The organism is Curvibacter sp. AEP1-3, from assembly GCF_002163715.1.
GTDB lineage: Bacteria > Pseudomonadota > Gammaproteobacteria > Burkholderiales > Burkholderiaceae_C > Allorhodoferax.
Window position 1 is genome coordinate 1,360,002 of sequence record NZ_CP015698.1, and the last position, 18,359, is coordinate 1,378,360.

At 62.5% G+C, this 18,359-nt stretch carries 18 protein-coding genes; 11 read left to right on the forward strand and 7 right to left on the reverse strand.

From position 1 onward, the window contains the following. Nucleotides 1–3: 3 nt before the first annotated feature. The 4 genes from AEP_RS06455 to AEP_RS06470 form a co-directional block, all read right to left on the reverse strand. Nucleotides 4–849: a TatD family hydrolase gene (locus AEP_RS06455; protein ID WP_087494626.1), complete on the reverse strand. Its 846-nt coding sequence runs from the start codon at nt 847–849 to the stop codon at nt 4–6. Between the two features lie 16 nt (nt 850–865). Then, complete coding sequence (locus AEP_RS06460; protein ID WP_087494627.1) at nt 866–2,074, reverse strand: ABC transporter substrate-binding protein; 1,209 nt, start codon at nt 2,072–2,074, stop codon at nt 866–868. 119 nt (nt 2,075–2,193) lie between these two features. Further along, nucleotides 2,194–2,862 (reverse strand): lipoprotein-releasing ABC transporter ATP-binding protein LolD, encoded by a 669-nt coding sequence (gene lolD / locus AEP_RS06465; protein ID WP_335583065.1) that lies wholly within the window; start codon nt 2,860–2,862, stop codon nt 2,194–2,196. 94 nt (nt 2,863–2,956) lie between these two features. Continuing rightward, entirely contained in the window at nt 2,957–4,213 is a 1,257-nt protein-coding gene (locus tag AEP_RS06470) for a lipoprotein-releasing ABC transporter permease subunit (protein WP_087494629.1), read from the reverse strand. Between the two features lie 60 nt (nt 4,214–4,273). Between AEP_RS06470 and AEP_RS06475 the strand changes: the two genes are divergently transcribed. From AEP_RS06475 to AEP_RS06495, 5 genes are all read left to right on the forward strand, one after another. Beyond that, entirely contained in the window at nt 4,274–5,218 is a 945-nt protein-coding gene (locus tag AEP_RS06475; protein ID WP_087494630.1) for a hypothetical protein, read from the forward strand. Nucleotides 5,219–5,237: 19 nt separating this feature from the next. Further along, nucleotides 5,238–6,947: a single-stranded-DNA-specific exonuclease RecJ gene (gene recJ, locus AEP_RS06480; protein ID WP_087494631.1), complete on the forward strand. Its 1,710-nt coding sequence runs from the start codon at nt 5,238–5,240 to the stop codon at nt 6,945–6,947. Continuing rightward, nucleotides 6,944–7,840: an NUDIX hydrolase gene (locus AEP_RS06485; RefSeq protein ID WP_157673071.1), complete on the forward strand. Its 897-nt coding sequence runs from the start codon at nt 6,944–6,946 to the stop codon at nt 7,838–7,840. Before recJ ends, AEP_RS06485 begins: the two co-directional genes overlap by 4 nt. Nucleotides 7,841–7,898: 58 nt before the next feature. Continuing rightward, nucleotides 7,899–8,912 carry a transporter gene (locus AEP_RS06490; protein ID WP_087494633.1) on the forward strand — a complete coding sequence of 338 codons (1,014 nt, stop codon included), beginning with the start codon at nt 7,899–7,901 and terminating at the stop codon, nt 8,910–8,912. An 85-nt stretch (nt 8,913–8,997) separates the two neighbouring features. Continuing rightward, entirely contained in the window at nt 8,998–9,762 is a 765-nt protein-coding gene (locus tag AEP_RS06495) for an SDR family NAD(P)-dependent oxidoreductase (RefSeq protein ID WP_087494634.1), read from the forward strand. 27 nt (nt 9,763–9,789) lie between these two features. Here AEP_RS06495 and ppk2 read toward each other — a convergent pair whose 3' ends face one another. Next, nucleotides 9,790–10,686, reverse strand: a complete 897-nt coding sequence (gene ppk2, locus AEP_RS06500) for a polyphosphate kinase 2 (RefSeq protein ID WP_087497217.1) — start codon at nt 10,684–10,686, stop codon at nt 9,790–9,792. Between the two features lie 180 nt (nt 10,687–10,866). Here ppk2 and bktB point away from each other — a divergent pair, with 180 nt between their 5' ends. Then, nucleotides 10,867–12,054, forward strand: a complete 1,188-nt coding sequence (gene bktB, locus AEP_RS06505) for a beta-ketothiolase BktB (protein ID WP_087494635.1) — start codon at nt 10,867–10,869, stop codon at nt 12,052–12,054. Between the two features lie 25 nt (nt 12,055–12,079). Here the strand turns inward: bktB and AEP_RS06510 are convergent, their stop codons facing one another. After that, nucleotides 12,080–13,117 (reverse strand): GGDEF domain-containing protein, encoded by a 1,038-nt coding sequence (locus AEP_RS06510; RefSeq protein ID WP_087494636.1) that lies wholly within the window; start codon nt 13,115–13,117, stop codon nt 12,080–12,082. 137 nt (nt 13,118–13,254) lie between these two features. Here AEP_RS06510 and AEP_RS06515 point away from each other — a divergent pair, with 137 nt between their 5' ends. Then, a complete protein-coding gene (locus tag AEP_RS06515; protein ID WP_442873354.1) occupies nt 13,255–14,481 on the forward strand; it encodes an NAD(P)H-dependent flavin oxidoreductase in 1,227 nt (408 codons plus the stop codon). A 70-nt stretch (nt 14,482–14,551) separates the two neighbouring features. Here the strand turns inward: AEP_RS06515 and AEP_RS06520 are convergent, their stop codons facing one another. After that, the gene (locus AEP_RS06520) at nt 14,552–15,292 is read right to left on the reverse strand and encodes a 2OG-Fe dioxygenase family protein (protein ID WP_087494637.1); all 741 of its coding nucleotides are present in this window, start codon (nt 15,290–15,292) and stop codon (nt 14,552–14,554) included. Between the two features lie 101 nt (nt 15,293–15,393). On the opposite strand from AEP_RS06520, the gene AEP_RS06525 reads away from it, so the two are divergent. The 4 genes from AEP_RS06525 (at nt 15,394) to AEP_RS06540 (ending at nt 18,305) form a co-directional block, all read left to right on the forward strand. Beyond that, the gene (locus AEP_RS06525) at nt 15,394–15,900 is read left to right on the forward strand and encodes a hemerythrin domain-containing protein (RefSeq protein ID WP_087494638.1); all 507 of its coding nucleotides are present in this window, start codon (nt 15,394–15,396) and stop codon (nt 15,898–15,900) included. Between the two features lie 13 nt (nt 15,901–15,913). Continuing rightward, nucleotides 15,914–16,525 carry a YitT family protein gene (locus AEP_RS06530; protein WP_087494639.1) on the forward strand — a complete coding sequence of 204 codons (612 nt, stop codon included), beginning with the start codon at nt 15,914–15,916 and terminating at the stop codon, nt 16,523–16,525. A 50-nt stretch (nt 16,526–16,575) separates the two neighbouring features. Continuing rightward, complete coding sequence (locus tag AEP_RS06535) at nt 16,576–17,160, forward strand: DUF1003 domain-containing protein (RefSeq protein ID WP_087494640.1); 585 nt, start codon at nt 16,576–16,578, stop codon at nt 17,158–17,160. A gap of 98 nt (nt 17,161–17,258) precedes the next feature. Beyond that, complete coding sequence (locus tag AEP_RS06540; protein WP_087494641.1) at nt 17,259–18,305, forward strand: NADP-dependent oxidoreductase; 1,047 nt, start codon at nt 17,259–17,261, stop codon at nt 18,303–18,305. Nucleotides 18,306–18,359: the final 54 nt, after the last annotated feature.

Genomic DNA, 18,359 nt, shown 5'->3' on the forward strand with positions numbered 1-18,359 from the left:
GATTTATACCAGCAGCGCCCCCAGCTTCGGCAGGGCTTGCAGGCTGTTGTGTAAAGCTGCCGCAGCCAATGCGTCCACGCTGATGCCTCTGATCTTTGCGATGCATTCAGCAATGCGGGGTAGCTCGGCCGGCGCATTGCGGCCTTGCGGATGGCCGGCGGCCCGCTGCTCTGCGGTGGTGTACAGCCAATGCGGCTGGATATCGGGCGCATCGGTCTCCAGCACCAAGGCGTCCAGCGGCAGCGTTTTGGCCAGGTGGCGCAGTTGCAGCGCGCGGTCGAACGTGACCGCGCCGCCGAACCCCAGCTTGAACCCGAGCTTGATGAATTCCGCGGCCTGCACCTCGCTGCCATTGAAGGCGTGCGCAATGCCCTGCCAGCGGCCGTTCGGGCCAGCGACTTCGCGCAGGTGCTTGAGCAAGCGGTCCGACGATTTGCGCACATGCAGCACGACGGGCAGACCATGTTTGCGGGCCAGCTTGAGCTGTTGGCGGTAGAGGGCCTCCTGACGCTCGCGCAGAGGGCTTTTGCACAGGGCGGGCACAAAGTAGTCCAGCCCGATTTCGCCTATGGCCACCAGCCGCGGGTCGGCGACATGGGCAGTGAGTGCTTCGTCCAGCGCGACCAGGTCCGCATCTTGTGCACCGGCTACATACAAAGGGTGTATGCCAAGGCAATAGCTGTCGCCTTCTGCTTGGGCCAGCTTGCGGACGGTATCGAAGTTGCTGCGCTCCACTGCCGGTATCACGCAATGCGCTACCCCGGCATCACGCGCCTGCTGCCGCACAGCCCTGCGGTCAGCATCAAACTCGGGCGCATCAAGATGGACATGGGTATCTACCCAGCGCATGGAACTCCGGAAAAGGTCATTGCTTGCGTTGAACGAAAAGATTGCGGGTACGGTCTTCAGGATACGCGAAGGTGACGACCCCGTTTTTGATCAAGCCCATCACCAACATATTGCTGGTGATGGCATCTTTGTCGTCCTTGCTGAAGGGCCGCTCGTGGGTAGCCGTCACCCCGTAATACACCCGGGGAATGTTCTCCAGCGCCATCTTGACCGATGGCCCTGACAGATCGCCATTGCGGATGGACAGTATCCCGTACGCAAGCAAGTACACCGAGTCATAGGCCTGCGCGGCAGCCATGGGCACGGCGATTTTCTTAGTGCCGTACTTGCGGTTGTAGGCTGTCAAAAAGGCAATGCGGCGCTCATTGCTGGGCTCGGCAATAAAAGTCTGGGCCATGAGTGCGCCTTCGGCGGCATCCTTGGCTCCATCAATAAAGAACGGGAAAGACAAAGGCCAAGCCCCTACCTGCGGCACATTCCACTTCAAGGCTTGGCGGCCTTTGGCGATGACGGCGTTCTCAGGACCTACTGTGTAGCTGAACACCACATTCGCACCAGCGGCCTGCGCGGCCTTGAGCTCGGCTTGCAAGTCTTTGACTCCCGTGTCGAAGCGGCCCACATACACCGGCGCCAACTGTTTGGCCGCCAGCGCTTTGGTCACGTCGTTCATGCCTCCTTCGCCATAGGCCGTTTTATCAGCCAGGATGGCCACCCGGTTCCAGCCGCGGGACAGGATGTCGTTCACCACAAACGGGGCCTGAATGGCATCGCGTGCCGAGGTGCGAAAGATGTAGCTGTCCGGCGCCGGGAACTTGGCGGTGATGGGAGAGCCGGTGGCGCAAGGCACGATCAAAGGAGAACGGGCTTGCTGGTACACGTCCAGCGACTTCATGGCCACACCGGTATTGCAAAAGCCCACCGTCGCCACTACACCTTCTCGCATCAGCTCTTGCGAGAGCTGCAGACCCACATCCGGGTTGGCTGTGTCGTCCTTGATCACCAGCTCAATCGGCCGGCCGAGGTAGCCGCCGGCGGCATTGATTTCATCCACAGCCAGTTTGGCGCCGTTCATCATGGGAATGCCAAAGTCCGAAGACGGCCCACTGAACGGACCGATCAGGCCTATGCGCAAAGGTTTGGGCGTTTCAGCCTCAGACCTCGCACCCCACAAACAGGCAACCACCGCCACGCAGATCAGTGCCTGCCGCTTCCAACGTTGTTTCATAGTGTCCCCCGGCAAATGTGGCGGGAGCATAGGCCGGGCGGGTTGAAGCGCGTATGCGCGTGAACCCTCAGAAGCACAGGGGGAAAACCGGTTACGTCAGCAAATTGCAAGCCTGCGAATCAATCCACCAGACGGCCGGAGACCAGCTTGAGCTGCCGGCTGCAGCGCGCCGCCAGCGTAGCGTCGTGCGTGACCAGCACAAAGGCCGTACCCTGCTCGCGCGCCAGCTGGAGCATGAGCTCAAACACGCCGTCTGCCGTGCTGCGGTCCAGGTTGCCGGTGGGCTCGTCGGCCAATACGCAGTCGGGCTTTGTCACCAGCGCGCGGGCAATGGCTACACGTTGGCGCTCCCCGCCCGAGAGTTCGGCCGGGCGGTGGTGCAGGCGGTGCTCCAGCCCCACCAGCGCTAGCATTTTAATAGCTTCTTGCGCACATTCGGCGGGCGCTAGACGGCGAATTGTCAATGGCATTGCCACATTGTCCAGCGCGCTGAACTCAGGCAACAAGTGGTGAAACTGGTAGACAAAACCAAGATGTTGGTTGCGCAAGCGCCCTTGCTCAGCGGCCGTAAGGTTGGCCAGCGACTGGCCCAGCAGCTCCACACCGCCACTAGTGGGCGCGTCCAGCCCGCCCATCAGATGCAGCAAGGTGCTTTTGCCGGAGCCGGAGGCACCCACGATGGCCAGCGTTTCGCCGCGGTGCACCTGCAGGTCCACGCCTTGCAGCACGGTCACGTCCAGGCGGCCTTCTTCAAAACGTTTGGTCAGGCCGCGTGCTTGCAGCACCACCTCACCGCCAGGGACAACTGGGACGGGAGCCGTCAACTCCGCCACCTGTTGGTACTGGGCCGCAGCCAATGCTTGTTCTACCGATGACACGGGCTTATTCATAACGCAAGGCCTCCGCCGGGTTCACGCGGCTGGCGCGCCAGCTCGGGTACAGGGTGGCCACAAAAGCCATCAACAAAGAGATCACGGCAATCGGGACGATGTCACCCTGCTGCGGCTCGCTCGGCATGCGGCTGATCAGGTAAATGTCTTTGGGCAGAAAGCTCGCACCCAGCGCCTGCTCCAGCGCGGGCACGATCACATCAATATTGAAAGCCACGCCCAGCCCCAGCAACAGACCGGCCAAGGTGCCGATCACCCCCACCATGGCACCCTGCACCACAAAAATGCCCATGATGCTGCCCGGGCTCGCGCCAAGCGTGCGCAGGATGGCAATGTCGGCGCGCTTGTCGGTCACCGTCATCACCAGGGTGGATACCAAGTTGAACGCAGCCACTGCCACGATGAGGGTGAGGATGATGAACATCATGCGTTTCTCAACCTGCACGGCCGCGAACCAGCTGCGGTTCTGGCGCGTCCAGTCGCGCAGCACCAGGTCACCGCTGAGGCTACGGGCGAGCTGGTCGGCCACCTCACGCGCTTGGTGCAGGTCCTTGAGTTTGAGGCGCACACCGCTGGGGCCTTCGAGCCGGAAGATGCGGGCGGCATCTTCCCAGTGCAAAAGGGCCAGCGCCGAGTCGTATTCGTAGTGGCCGGAATCGAAAGTGCCCACCACCGTCATTTGCTTCAAGCGTGGCACCACACCGGCAGGTGTAACCTGACCGCTGGGCGCCACCAGAGTGACCTTGTCGCCCACCCGCACACCCATGCTGCGGGCCAGCTCGCCGCCCAGCACCACCCCGAACTCGCCGGGCACCAGCCGGGCCAGTGCCTCCTGCTGGGCGCCAGTGGCAAAGTCGCTCACTTGGGGCTCCAGGGCCGGGTCTATGCCGCGCACCATGGCGCCCTTCATTTCTTCCCCGCGCGCGATCAGTGCTTGCGCCGCAATAAAGGGGGCCGCGCCTATGACCTGCGGATTCTCTTTGGCTTGGGCCATGGTGGTCGCCACATTGGGCAAGGCCTGTCCATCAGCGGCGTACACCTCGATATGGGATACCACACCGAGCATGCGGTCACGCACTTCTTTCTGAAAGCCGTTCATCACGCTCAGCACGATGATCAGGGCGGCCACGCCCAGCGAAATGCCCAGCATGGACACGCCGGAGATGAAAGAGATAAAGCCGTTACGCCGGGTGGCGCGACCGGCGCGGGTATAGCGCCAGCCAATCGTCAGCTCAAAGGGGAGTTGCATGGAAGGTTACAAAGTGCTTCAACCGGCGGATTGTGGCATCCATGCAGGACAATCCTGTGTATGCACACCCTTATTCCCTTCGCAGCACCGGCCGGCCCGCAGTGCCAGGAAGCCCTGCCCCGCCTGGAGCTCCCGTATCTGGCGGAATTGCTCGAATTGTTGACTCCCACCCCGCCGCTGCTGGGTGCCGAAGACTCGCTATCTCCCTTGTTTGAACGGGTGCATGCCAAAAGCCTGGGGTTGCAAGGGGCTGACGGTTTGCTGCCCTGGGCTGCGTTGGACGCCCGCCAATTGGGCCTCACCCGCACCCACGGCGACACCGGTTGGGCCTGGATCACGCCCTGCCACTGGCAGATCAACGCCGACCACGTGGCCATGGACCACCCGGAATCCTTGGCGCTGGACGTCCACGAGATTGATGCCCTGCGCGCTGCCATGCAGCCCTACTTTGCCGAAGACGGCATCACCCTGCATGCCTTGAACCACAGCACCTGGCTGGCCCAAGGCGAGCTGCTGCGCGAGCTGCCCACGGCCTCGCTAGCCCGTGCCTGCGGCCCCCGGGTGGACCAATGGATGCCCCGCGCCCCGCAGGCCCGCAGCCTGCGCCGCCTGCAAAACGAAATGCAGATGCTGCTCTACCGCCACCCGGTGAACGACGCGCGGGCGGCCCAGCGACGGCTCACGGTCAATTCTTTCTGGATCAGCGGCACCGGCGCTTTGCCCCAGAGTGCCCTGGAAAAGTCCGACACCATGTCGGTGCAGCACAGCCTCGAAGCGGCCGCCCTGCGCGACGACGCTCACGCCTGGACACAAGCCTGGCAAACGCTAGATGCAACTTTGCTTTCAACCCTGCTGCGCCAGGCCAAAGCGGGCCAAGCCTTTGAACTGACTCTATGCGGTGAGCGCATGGCCGCCAGCTTTGTGCTGCAAAACACGGCGTGGTGGAACCGCATCCAGCGCCGCTTCACCACGCCCACGCCTGCTGAATTGCTGGCCACCCTCTGAGCGTGAGAATTTTGAGCTTATGAAAATCGTTCCCCGCGATATCCCCCCCCGCGCCGCCTGGGCCCTGGAGCAGGCCGGCCTGCACCCGCTCCTGGCCCGCTTGTATGCCGCACGCGGTGTGACCGGCAAGGATGAGCTGGACGACGCCTTGGGCAAACTCCTGCCGCCGCAAGGTCTGCTGGGGGCCGACCGCGCTGCGGTGCTGCTGGCCGATGCGATTGCGCAAGACAAAAAGCTTTGTGTGGTGGCCGACTACGACTGTGACGGCGCTACCGCCTGTGCCGTGGCCGTGCGCGGACTGCGCCTGCTGGGCGCCCGCCATGTGGACTATCTGGTGCCCGACCGCGTGGTCGATGGCTATGGCTTGACCGCCCCCATCAGCGAGCGCGTCAAGAAATCCGGTGCCGATGTGCTGATCACCGTGGACAACGGCATCGCCAGCGTGGATGGCGTAGCCCGTGCCAAGGCACTGGGCCTGCAAGTGCTGGTCACCGACCACCATTTGCCCGGTAGCGAGTTGCCGGATGCGGACGTGATCGTCAACCCCAACCAGCCGGGCTGCACGTTTGAGAGCAAGTCCATGGCCGGGGTGGGCGTCATGTTCTACACCCTGCTGGCGCTGCGCTCTGAGTTGCGCAGCCGCGGCGTGTTTGATGCCGCCACACAACCCAAGCTGGACACCCTGCTGCCTTTGGTGGCGCTGGGTACGGTGGCCGATGTGGTCAAGCTGGATGCCAACAACCGCCGCCTCGTAGCCCAAGGGCTCAAACGGGTGCGGGCGCTCGCCATGCCTGCGGGACTAGCTAGCCTTTTTATAGCAGCGGGACGCAAAGCGGAAGTGGCCACCACCTTCGATTTCGGCTTTGCACTGGGGCCGCGCATCAACGCCGCCGGTCGCTTGAGCGATATGACCCTGGGCATCGAATGCCTGCTGACCGACGACGCAGGGCGCGGCGATGAGCTGGCCAAGATGCTGGACGGCATCAACCGTGAGCGCCGCGAAATTGAAGGCGACATGCGCGAACAGGCCATGATGATTGCCGAGAGCCTGTTCGACGAAGGCGATGAGCCTCCACCCGCCATTTGCGTGTTCGACCCCGACTTCCACGAAGGTGTGGTGGGCATTGTGGCCAGCCGCATCAAGGACAAACTGCACCGCCCCACTTTCGTATTCGCCGCGAGCGCCGCCGAAGGCAAAGAGCACGAACTCAAGGGGTCCGGGCGCAGCATTCCCGGCTTCCATTTGCGTGACGCGCTGGACCTGGTGGCCAAGCGCTACCCCGGCGTCATCCTGCGCTTCGGCGGCCACGCCATGGCGGCAGGCTGCACCGTGGCGGAAGAGTTTTTTGACGATTTTGAGAACGGCATGAACGAGGTGGCCCAGGAATGGTTGGACGCCGCCACGCTGACCCGCCGCATGGAAACCGACGGCCCCTTGGCTGCCGAATACCGCCGCGTGGATCTGGTGGACGCCTTGCACAAAGAGGTATGGGGCCAGGGCTTTGCCGCCCCTACCTTCAGCGAAGAGGTCGAGGTCGTCTCCCAGCGCCTGGTGGGTGAAAAACACCTCGCGCTCAAACTCAAGCACCAAGGCGAGCCGGTGGACGGCATCTGGTTCGGGCACACCGAGCCGCTTCCACCCAAGGTCACACTGGCTTTCCGCCTGGATGCCGACGAGTGGAACGGCGTGCGCCGCGTGCGCTTTCTGGTCGAAGGGGCGCAGGTGTGAACCTGCAAGGTATGAGCCCGCCGGGAGCGCGGGCCTTTGCCGACGCTCTGACGTCCACCCAGCGCGAGTTTCTGGCGGACGCTGCACGGCGCGCCAATGCCGAACCACCGCTTCATCTGAACACCTTCTGGATCAGCGGCGGCGGCCCTGCAGAGCCGCTGCAACTGGGACGCATGGAACCGGAACGGGCCGCTCTGCTAGCCACCCTGTTGCCTGACTGCCACTTTCAGGCTAACGGCGAAACCGCAGGCCTTCATTGGCAGGTGCTGGCCTTGCCTGCAAATGAACGCAGCACCCTGCTGCAAGCCGCCCTGGAGCAATGCCATGCACGCGGCCTGGTGCACGGCTGGCGTAAGGAAGCCTTTGCCTTCTGGCACCACGACTGTCTGGTGCCGCCGGATGATGAACATCCGCCGCTGCTGGCGGTGGAGCGCGCGGGCTTTCGCTTTCTGGGGATGCGCAGCCATGCGGTGCATATCAACGGCTTCACCCCGGACGGCCGCCTGTGGTGCGGGCGCCGCGCGCTCACCAAAGCCACCGACCCAGGCATGCTGGACAACGTGACCGCGGGCGGCTTGCCGGCCGGTGAATCTCCCCTGGGCTGTGCCTTGCGCGAGTTGCAGGAAGAAGCAGGCGCCGTCTTGGAAGACGCCCGCAGCCTGCACGATGCCGGGCTGGTGCGCACAGCCCGCATGGATGCTGGCGGCTGGCATGACGAAACCCTGCTGGTCTACAACTGGGCGTGTGCGGACGGCTGGGAGCCTGCCAATCAGGACGGCGAAGTGGCCGGTTTTGTCTGCCTGAACGCCGCCCAGACTTTCGCGCAGATAGAAGCCGGCGCATTCACCCAAGATGCCGTGGCCTCGCTGGCCCGAGGCTTGGGCCTGTTGTGACACAGACAGGCGCTACCATGTGCGCTTGCCCCGAGAAGCCCTCACGCCCCGCCCACCGATGAACCACCCCGCCCAGAATTACGGTGCAGACCCCAGCGGCCTGATTTACGGATTTGTGTTTGATGCCGAGGGTGCCGGTACGCCCACCGGCAGCGACGAGGCACTGCAGTGGCTGCAGAGCCCACCGACGGTACCGGGCGGCTTTGTGTGGCTGCATTTCAACCTGTCGCATACCGCCAGCAGCAAGTGGCTCAAAGACAATCTGCAACTCTCAGACCTGTTCCATGAATCGCTGACGGACGGCTCCCGCTCCACCCGCGTGGAACTGGACGACGACATGCTGGTCGCCGTGGTCAACGATGTGAGCTACGACTTTGCTTTTGAGTCGTCTGACATTTCCACCCTCTGGTTATCTGTTGGACCGCGCCTGGTGGTCAGTGCCCGCCTGCAACCGCTGCGCTCTATCGACCGCTTACGCGACGCCGTGCGTCGGGGCGAAAAGGTGATGACCCCGGTGGCCCTGCTGGTGCACCTGATGCATGACCAGGGCGATGTGCTGATCAATATCGTGCGCAACACCACCGCCAGGGTCGACGAAATTGAGGACAGCCTGCTCGCCGGCCGGCTGGAGCCCAAACGCGCCAACCTCGGTGCCCTGCGCCGGCTGCTGGTGCGCTTGCAGCGCTTGTTGGCGCCGGAACCTGCTGCCCTGTTCCGCCTGCTGCGCAAGCCCCCGGAATGGATTGGCGAGGAGGACATTGGCGACCTGCGCCAATCCACCGAAGAGTTCAACGTGGCGCTCAGCGACATGGCCGCGCTGCAGGAGCGCATCAAGTTGCTGCAGGAAGAAATTGCCGGCCGCGTGGCCGAGGCCAACAACCGCAGCCTGTTCGTGCTGACCATCGTGACCGTGCTGGCCTTGCCCATCAACATCATCGCCGGCTTGCTGGGCATGAACGTGGGCGGCATTCCGCTGGCAGAACACCCGCATGGCTTCTGGTGGATCGTGGCACTCATCGTCACCTTCACTGCAGTTGCCGCCTTCATCGCCTTGCGCAAGCCGCGGGACTAGGCGATTACAAGCCTTCTTGGCCTCTGGCGCTTATGGAATATGCGCGATTAGCTCCTGAATTCATAGCAAGTTAACGGAAGCACCCATGTCCACATTTCCATTGCATCTCACCATCCTGACCGGCGCATCGCGCGGCATGGGTCTGGCCATGGCGCAACAACTGCTGCAACCTGGCCACCAACTTCTCTGCCTCTCACGCAACACCCAGCCCGCATTGGAGGAAGCAGCCCACGATTCAGGAGCCCTGCTGGAACAATGGAATGTCGACTTGGCGGATGGTGCTGCGGCAGCAGAGCGCCTGAGTGCTTGGCTACAGGCATTGCCGGCCCATCGCCACGCCAGTGCCACCCTGATCAACAACGCTGGCGTCATTCCCGCGTTGGTGCCGCTGCGTGACAGCGCCCCGACCGACCTGGCCCATGCCCTGCGCGTGGGCCTGGAAGCGCCCATGCAGCTGTGCGCCGCATTTCTGGCGGCCACCCGCGAATGGAAAGTGCCACGCAAGGTGCTGAACGTGTCGTCCGGCCTGGGTAGGCGCGCCATGGCCTCGCAAGCTGGCTATTGCGCGGCCAAAGCAGGCATGGACCACTTCACCCGCTGTTTGGCCATGGACGAAGCTCTGATTCCTCATGGAGCCAAAGTCTGCTCGCTGGCCCCCGGGGTGATAGACACCGACATGCAAGTCCAGCTGCGCAGCGCCGATGTCGCGCAGTTTCCCGACCGGGGCAGCTTTGAAGGCTTGAAGAACCACGGGCAACTCACCAGCCCCGAAGAGGCCGCGCGCCGGGTGCTGGCCTACCTGGCCCGCCCGGATTTCGGTGAACAGCCAGTGGCCGACGTGCGGGGCTAGCCCGCCACATCGTCGTCCTTTGAAAGCCTAATAGATCTCCGGCACGTACATCTCTGCCGGCACCGGGTGGCGCTCGTAGTCCTGGTGGCGGACCCGCTCTGGCAATTCCACCGGAGGGTGAGGTATCTCCTCGTAGGGCATTTGGCCCAGCAAATGCTGGATGCAATTCAGGCGGGCCTTCTTTTTGTCCACGGCCTGCACCACCCACCATGGGGCTTCCGGAATATGGGTGCGCTCCAGCATGGCTTCCTTGGCGTGGGTGTAAGCCTCCCAGCGCACGCGGGACTGCAGGTCCATGGGGCTGAGCTTCCATTGCTTGAGCGGGTCGTGAATACGGCCCAGAAAGCGGGTGTGCTGCTCTTCATCCGAAATGGAGAACCAGTATTTGATAACCTGGATGCCTGATCGCACCAGCATCTTCTCGAACTCGGGCACGGTGCGGAAGAACTCTTCGAGCTGCTCGTCGTTGCAAAAGCCCATGACGCGCTCGACCCCCGCGCGGTTGTACCAGCTGCGGTCAAATAACACGATTTCGCCGGCCGCAGGCAGGTGGCTCACATAGCGCTGGAAGTACCACTGGGTACGTTCGCGGTCGTTGGGCGCGGGCAGCGCAGCCACACGACAGACACGGGGGTTGAGGCGCTGGGTAATGCGCTTGATAGCGCCGCCCTTGCCGGCCGCATCGCGCCCTTCGAATATCACGACTACTTTGTGGCCGGTCGCCACCACCCAGTCCTGCAGCTTGACCAGCTCGCCCTGCATGCGGAAAAGCTCGCGGAAATAGGTGCGGCGGTCCTGCTTTTGTTGCGCGCTCAGCTCAGGGCTCAGGCCATCGGCCAACTCGTCCTGGTTGTGGTCGTCGAGCTCCATTTCCAGCTCTTCGTCATAGCTGTCCAACATGTCGCTGCGGATGCGACGGATCATTTCTTCTTCACTGGAACTCACGGGCAACTCCTGAACTGGCAGATTTTTGACACCCTGAGGGTAGGTACCTCTAATGTCAATTTCATGACAAAACCATGACCTGACGAACCGTAAGATGCCCGTATTGCAAGCGGCGCACACTGCGTGCTGCACCCACTTTTATTGATAGAGGAGCCTTGTATGTCCCGTGAAGTCGTCGTCGTCAGCGCTGTGCGCACCGCCATTGGTACCTTTGGCGGCAGCCTCAAAGACATTCCCCCCACCGATCTGGCCGCCCAGGTGGTGCGCGAGTCGCTATCCCGCGCCAATGTTGAAGGCAAGGACGTGGGTCACGTGGTGTTCGGGCATGTGGTGAATACCGAGCCCAAGGACATGTACCTCAGCCGCGTCGCCGCTATCAACGGCGGCTGCGCCCAGGAAACACCGGCCTACAACGTGAACCGCCTGTGTGGTTCGGGCCTGCAGGCCATCGTGAACGCAAGCCAAAGCATTTTGTTGGGCGATGCCGATGTGGCCATCGGCGGTGGCGCTGAAAACATGAGCCGCGCGCCCTTTGCAAGCCTCAACATGCGCTGGGGGGCCCGCATGGGTGACACCAAGATGGTGGACATGATGATCGGCGCTTTGCACGACCCCTTCCACACCATTCACATGGGCGTGACCGCGGAGAACATAGCCGCCAAGTGGGGCATCAGCCGCGAAGAGCAGGACGCCCTGGCCGTGGAGAGCCACCAGCGCGCCCAGAAGGCGACTGCTGCCGGCTACTTCACCAGCCAGATCACCCCCGTCATGCTCAAGAGCAAAAAAGGCGAAGTGGCCTACGCGACCGACGAGCACTTCCGCCCCGACTGCAAGCTCGAAGACATGACCAAGCTGAAACCCGTTTTCGTCAAGGAAAACGGCACCGTCACCGCCGGCAATGCCTCGGGTATCAATGACGCCGCCGCTGCCGTGGTGCTCATGGAAAAGAGCGTGGCCCAGGCCCGTGGCCTCAAGCCGCTGGCCCGTCTGGTGGCCTACGCCCATGCCGGTGTGGACCCCAAGTACATGGGCATCGGCCCCGTGCCTGCATCCAAACTGGCATTACAAAAAGCCGGTTTGACGGTGAACGACCTGGATGTGATTGAGGCCAACGAAGCTTTTGCAGCCCAAGCCTGTGCAGTCACCAAAGATTTGGGCCTGAACCCGGCCAAGGTCAACCCCAATGGCTCCGGCATTTCGCTGGGTCACCCTATCGGCGCGACCGGCGCTTTGATTACCGTGAAAGCTTTGTATGAGCTGGAGCGCATCAACGGCCGCTATGCGCTGGTGACCATGTGCATTGGTGGCGGCCAGGGGATTGCCGCCATTTTCGAGCGCGACCGCTAAACGCTGATTGCAAAGGTGGGCCTGTTCAGAACAGGTCCACATCCATTTCGTCAGCCACCTGCTCGACCAGCTTGCCCTCGGCTACCAGGGTCTGGTAGTTGCAAACCTGGTTGCGGCCGTGCTCCTTGGCGTAATAGACCGCCTTGTCGGCACGCCCGAAAGCGCTGCTAGGCGTGTCATTGGGCAAGAGGGACGACACTCCCATGCTCACCGTAATCGTACCAACTTGCGGAAAGGCATAGGCCTGCACCCGCTCCCGCAAGCGCTCCAGCGCACCTTCTGCATGCGCAGCACTATCGCAGCGCATGAGGATGACAAACTCTTCCCCGCCGAAGCGGTACAGCTGGTCGTGAAAACGGAAGTTGCCGCGCATCAGGCGCGCCATCAAGAGCAACACCTCATCGCCAATCAGGTGGCCGAAGTTGTCGTTAACGCGTTTGAAATGATCGATGTCCAGCACCGCCAACCACACGCCTGAATCAGGGCTGTCATGCCGGCGCTCGGGCATGTTGTCGGGCGGGGTGTTGGACTGGTCTGCCGTCGCTTTGAAAAAAGCGCCGTCAAAAGTCTTGCGATTGAGCAGCTCCGTCAGCGAATCGCGCTCGCCGTAATCCAGCAAACCCAACAGGTTCTGGTAGGCCAACAAGATGCTTTGAAGCAAGTCGATGTCCGCAGCTTGCAGAGGCTTGGGCGCCCGGACCTCCAACAAGATTTGCAGGCTTTGCGCATGGCCTACGGGCAACACCACATGCCCCGCATCTTGCGGGTTGGTAGCTGCCCGACCTATATCCAGAGATTTCTGCCGCACAGGAAAGTCAGACACCTTCGGCAGCAAACTCCAGTCTGACCACAGCAGATCACGGGTGGCGGTTTCCTGGCCGAGTGACAGTGCAGAGAGGGAGAGGCAACGCCGGTCATCACCTTCACCCACAACACGAATGAGGTTCGCAGACTGAATGCTGACGCCTGAACTCGTGAGCACGAGGCGCACCAATTCTGTGTCCAACGCATCACGGTCTCTCAAGCCCCCCAGGGCCGCAAGACTCTGCACCAAAGCATTCATGGAATCTGTCTACCTTGTTCTTGTCATGTCCGGCTTCCAACCGCCGATTGCGTCTTAGCTTGACGCAACGCAAACCTCTCCGGGCCGCGTCAGCCTAAGCTCCGCGGTTGCTAAACGCCGCCATCTTAGACCACACCATGACCGATACCAAGCCTGATATGCATCATTTGCCGCAAGAATCCAACGATTGGTTGCGCAAAAGCGGCCTGAGTGCATTGCAAATTGCCGGCCGGCGTGTGCTGCCTATCGTGCAGGGCGGCATGGGTATCGGCATCTCGGGCAACCGCTTGGCCGGCAGCGTGGCGGCGGCCGGCGGCGTAGGAACGCTCTCCAGCGTGGACTTGCGGCGGCACCACCCTGACTTGATGGACCGTACCCGTGAGCTGGCGCCCGGTGAGGAAGCCAAAGCCGGCATCAATGCCGCCAACTTGGAGGCCATTGACCGCGAAATCAAAGCTGCCCGGGAACGCACAGGTGGAAAAGGCCTGCTGGCCATCAACGTGATGCGGGCGGTCAGCGAGTATGCCGCCAACGTGACCCGGGCCCTAGAAGCCGGTATCGATGCCGTGGTGGTGGGCGCCGGCTTGCCGCTGGATTTGCCGGACCTCGCCAAAGACCACCCCCAAGCAGCGCTTATTCCCATCCTCTCGGACGCGCGGGGTGTGCAACTGCTGGTCAAAAAATGGGAGCGCAAAAAGCGCCTGCCGGATGCCATCGTCATCGAGCACCCGCGCCTGGCCGGTGGCCACTTGGGCGCAGCCAAAATCGCTGATTTGCAGGACACCCGGTTTGACTTTGAAAACGTGATTCCCCAAGTTCGCCAGTTTTTCAAGGATGCGGGTTACGAGCAGCACATTCCGCTGATTGCCGCCGGCGGCATCCGCACCCATGAAGACATTGCCCGCCTGCAGGCTTTGGGCGCCGATGCGGTTCAACTGGGTACTGCATTTGCCGTGACCGAGGAAAGCGACGCCCACGCGGAATTCAAGCGCGTGCTGGCCGAAGCACGCGAGCAAGACATGGTCGAGTTCACCAGCGTGGCCGGCCTGCCCGCCCGCGCAGTAGGCACGCCCTGGTTGCGCGCGTACATGAAGATAGAGCCCAAGCTGCAAGCCGTGGCGCACGCGAAGAGCCGCTGCACCAAAAGCTTTGACTGCCTGGGCCAGTGCGGCCTGCGCGATGGTTTGCCGGGCTGGGGCCAGTTTTGCATCGACAACCAGTTGGCCGCTGCGCTGCGTGGCGATGTGAAAAAAGGCCTGTTCTTCCGGGGTGCCGGCCGCTTGCCTTTTGGCGACCAGATCAAAACAGTGCGGGAACTAATGCAGCGCCTGCTGACGCCCGGCTTGGCGGGTGCAGCGGTTTAAAGCAGACTGACCGCTATCAATTCAGGAGCTGTCCGCGCACATTTGGCGGGCGCTAAAGGGCTAAAACGCCTTAAGCCTCACCCTGGAAACCACCAGCCCTCAGGGTGACTACCAAGGTATCGCGGTAGCCTCCTTCGGCCAAGGGCTGGATGGGGGTGGACTCATGGATGACACGCTCATCGTCCAACAGCAGCAATGACCAGGGCTCACTCAGGGTGAACCGCTGGCCGTTCGGGCCATCGGCCTCGAACACACGGGTTTCGCCGCCCTTCACTCCGTTGCGGGCCACCATGAACACGGCCACCAGGTCCACGCCATCGCGGTGGGCGCCTTCCGGCGTGGGGCGACCGATACCGTCAGTGGTATCGATGCGAAACTGGTGCGCCTCCGCAAACCAGGTGTGAGGGCCTTTCAAATCGTCTGCCACCCGGCCCAGCCAGGCCAATAGTTGCTGCCAGGTAGCTTGCGCTGTAACACCGCTGTCCATGGGCTCAAAGTGGCGCTGCATGCCGCCGTGCAAGGCGTTGTAGGCCAAGGGTTGCCAATGCGGCCGGTGCGGTGCTTGGGTCACTCCGTGGCTGTCCATCACAAAGCAGGAGTGGCGACGGCGGCGGTAGCGGCCACCATCTTTCAAATAGTTGTCCGGCGGCAGATCATTCCACCCGTCGCACCAGCCCAACATGGCGTCCAGCGACACCCCGGACAGCCCTGCAACTTGGGACGCTCCGACGACCGCGTAGCCCTGACGAAACAGGGTGGCGCCCAGGTCAGCAGGGCGGGCAATCAGAGGGGGCTGGAAGGAAATGGTCATAGCGCCGGATTATCAACCGCACTCTTCTTTCGATGCCTGATGTGGGTCAATACGCCCGAAAACGTCTGCCCCTAAGCTGGGCCGGATCAAGGAGAAAACCGATGACCGAAACCCTCAATGCCCCCGCCACCCTCGCCTGGAGCGACGCTCTGGTGCTCGACATGCCCGTGATGGACGAAGTGCACCAAGAGTTTGTGGCCCTGCTGGAGCGCGTGGTGCTGGCGGAAGACGACATGCTCATGCCCCTGTGGTCGGAGTTGATTGCCCACACCCAAGAGCATTTCGACCGCGAAGACCAATGGATGCGCGCCACCGGTTTCGCGGCCGGCAACTGCCATGCCACCCAGCACAAAGTGGTGCTTCAGGTGCTGCGCGAGGGGGAAGCCCGCGGCCACGGCGGCGATCTGGCTGTGGTGCGGCAGATGGCCGATGAGCTGGGCATCTGGTTTCCCCAGCATGCGCAAAGCATGGATGCGTCGTTGGCATTGCACTTGCGTTCGGCAGGTTACGACCCGGCTACCGGAGCGCTCGCCCAACCGGACCGTTTGCCGCAAACGGAGATTCATGGCTGCGGCGGCGTCACCTGCTCGGACACTGCCACCGCCTGAATACACTCGCTCGATGTCCGAATCCTCTCCTGCCCTGCGCCACCGTCCTTCCGAAGACCTGCAAGCCCTGCTCACCGGCACCATTTTTGTGGCGCTAGGGGTCTTGATGTTCAAGCAGGTGGGCTTGCTAACTGGTGGCACGGCAGGGGTGGCCTTCTGGCTGCACTACGCCACCGGCTGGAATTTCGGCCTGATTTTCTTTGCCATCAACCTGCCGTTTTACGCTCTGGCCTACCAGCGCATGGGGCGGGTGTTCACCGTAAAGACCTTCATGGCGGTGGCGCTTCTAGCCTTGTTTACCAACCTGTTGCCGCAATGGGTTGGCTTTGAACATTTGCACCCCGCAGCCACCGCCATCATTGGCGGCCTGCTCATGGGCACGGGCATGTTGATTTTGTTCAGGCACAAAGCCAGCCTGGGTGGGTTCAATGTGCTGGTGCTGTACCTGCAAGATAAATATGGCTGGCGCGCAGGGCGCTTGCAAATGGCACTTGACTGCACCATCGTGCTACTGGCCTTCGGCGTGACCGATTGGCAGCATGTGCTGTGGAGTGTGCTGGGCGCCGTCACCCTGAACCAGACTTTGGCGACCAACCACCGCGCCGGCCGCTACATGGCTCACTGAGCGCACACTCAGGGCGCCGGCAACCCTGCCGCATACCACCGGAGGCCCGCATGCCCACCACAAACACCACGCCTACTGGCTCAAGTCCAGCGGTGGATCAACACCAGCTCGGCCTGCTACGTGAACACCGGCGCAAACACCGGCACAAGCACCCGCCAAAAGTCACCGCCGCGCCAGAGCACTTTGACCTGCCACCGCCCACCCGCGGGCAGCGCATGGCAGACGTGGTGGCGCGCACCGTGGGGTCGTGGCGCTTCATCCTGATCCAGAGTGGCCTAATCGTGGTGTGGATCACCGGCAATGTGCTGACCGGGTCGCACGCCTGGGACCCCTACCCCTTCATCCTGCTGAACCTGCTACTGTCGTTCCAGGCGGCCTACACGGCGCCGGCCATCATGATGAGCCAGAACCGTCAGTCCGAGCTGGACCGCAAACATGCCGAGAGCGACTACGAGGTCAACGTCAAGGCGGAGCTGGAGATTGAGCTGCTGCACGAGAAAATCGATCTGCTCAAAGACAAGGAGCTTTTGCTGCTGACCCAAGCGGTCAAAGAGCTGTCGAGCCAGCTGGCCGAACTGCGCAGCCAAAGTGCGATGCCACCGCACACCGCCGCGCATCCACACACCACGACTTAAGAACTCAAGCCCGGGCTTGTCACCTAGGCTACCAAGCTACGCACGGTACGGCGCTACCATCCGCGACCATTGTTGCCCCCCTTCCCCCCGGAGCCCCTATGACCCAAGCCCTGTCTACCCTGATCAACCACCAGATCCGCCTGGCCGCGCGCCCCGTGGGCATGCCCAAAGCCAGCGACTGGAGCCACACCTCCGAGCCGGTGGCAGAGCCCGCTGAGGGCGGAGTGACCCTCAAAACCTTGGCGCTGAGCCTGGACCCCGCGATGCGCGGCTGGATGAATGAAGGCAAGAGCTATATCCCGCCGGTGGGCATTGGTGAAGTCATGCGCGCCGGTGGCGTGGGCGTGGTGGTGGCCAGCAAGAGCGACAAATACGCCGTTGGCGACTATGTGAGCGCCGGCTTCGGTGTGCAGGAATACATCACGATTGCCAAGGACGAGATGAAGCGCAACGGCTTGGTCAAAATCGACCTGCGTGCCGGTACCCTGACCCAGTGGCTCAATGTGCTGGGCATGCCTGGGATGACCGGCTATTTCGGCCTGATGGATGTGGGCCAGCCCAAAGCGGGCGAGACCATCGTGATCTCCGGTGCCGCCGGTGCCGTGGGGCAGACCGTAGGCCAGGTCGCCAAAATCTTGGGCCTGCGCGTGGTCGGCATTGCGGGCGGCCCCGCCAAGTGCGAGTGGGTGGTCAAGGAACTGGGCTTTGATGCTTGCATCGACTACAAGGCCGGCCCCGGCGCCGTACGCGCAGGCCTGAAAGAGCATTGCACGTCCGGCGTCGACATTTACTTCGACAACGTGGGCGGCGAGATTCTGGACGACGTGCTGGCCCGCATCAACCGCAAGGCTCGCATCATCATCTGCGGCGCCATCAGCCAGTACAACAACACGACGGCCGTGCAAGGCCCCAAGAACTACCTGAGTCTGCTGGTGAACCGCGCGCGCATGGAAGGCATTGTGGTGTTCGACTACGCCGACCGCTACCACCTTGCCGTGGCCGAAATGGCCGGCTACCTGAAAGACGGTCGCATGAAGAGCAAGGAAGACGTAGTGGTGGGCCTGCAGACCTTCCCGGAGACGCTACTCAAGCTCTTCAACGGAGAAAACTTCGGCAAGCTGGTGCTGGAAGTCGCCAAGGGCTGATCAGCAAACACAGCGACTGGCCCTGCAATACACGCCCGGGCCAGCGCGGTTAGT

Bases quoted from the DNA above. Each gene is read 5' to 3' on its own strand.
- bktB (WP_087494635.1), top strand. From the start codon at position 10,867: ATGTCCCGTGAAGTCGTCGTCGTCAGCGCTGTGCGCACCGCCATTGGT.
- recJ (WP_087494631.1), top strand. From the start codon at position 5,238: ATGAAAATCGTTCCCCGCGATATCCCCCCCCGCGCCGCCTGGGCCCTG.
- AEP_RS06510 (WP_087494636.1), bottom strand. From the start codon at position 13,117: ATGAATGCTTTGGTGCAGAGTCTTGCGGCCCTGGGGGGCTTGAGAGAC.
- AEP_RS06540 (WP_087494641.1), top strand. From the start codon at position 17,259: ATGACCCAAGCCCTGTCTACCCTGATCAACCACCAGATCCGCCTGGCC.
- AEP_RS06525 (WP_087494638.1), top strand. From the start codon at position 15,394: ATGACCGAAACCCTCAATGCCCCCGCCACCCTCGCCTGGAGCGACGCT.
- ppk2 (WP_087497217.1), bottom strand. From the start codon at position 10,686: ATGATCCGTCGCATCCGCAGCGACATGTTGGACAGCTATGACGAAGAG.
- AEP_RS06520 (WP_087494637.1), bottom strand. From the start codon at position 15,292: ATGACCATTTCCTTCCAGCCCCCTCTGATTGCCCGCCCTGCTGACCTG.
- AEP_RS06460 (WP_087494627.1), bottom strand. From the start codon at position 2,074: ATGAAACAACGTTGGAAGCGGCAGGCACTGATCTGCGTGGCGGTGGTT.
- AEP_RS06455 (WP_087494626.1), bottom strand. From the start codon at position 849: ATGCGCTGGGTAGATACCCATGTCCATCTTGATGCGCCCGAGTTTGAT.
- AEP_RS06470 (WP_087494629.1), bottom strand. From the start codon at position 4,213: ATGCAACTCCCCTTTGAGCTGACGATTGGCTGGCGCTATACCCGCGCC.
- AEP_RS06495 (WP_087494634.1), top strand. From the start codon at position 8,998: ATGTCCACATTTCCATTGCATCTCACCATCCTGACCGGCGCATCGCGC.
- AEP_RS06490 (WP_087494633.1), top strand. From the start codon at position 7,899: ATGAACCACCCCGCCCAGAATTACGGTGCAGACCCCAGCGGCCTGATT.
- AEP_RS06475 (WP_087494630.1), top strand. From the start codon at position 4,274: ATGCACACCCTTATTCCCTTCGCAGCACCGGCCGGCCCGCAGTGCCAG.
- AEP_RS06535 (WP_087494640.1), top strand. From the start codon at position 16,576: ATGCCCACCACAAACACCACGCCTACTGGCTCAAGTCCAGCGGTGGAT.
- AEP_RS06530 (WP_087494639.1), top strand. From the start codon at position 15,914: ATGTCCGAATCCTCTCCTGCCCTGCGCCACCGTCCTTCCGAAGACCTG.
- AEP_RS06515 (WP_442873354.1), top strand. From the start codon at position 13,255: ATGACCGATACCAAGCCTGATATGCATCATTTGCCGCAAGAATCCAAC.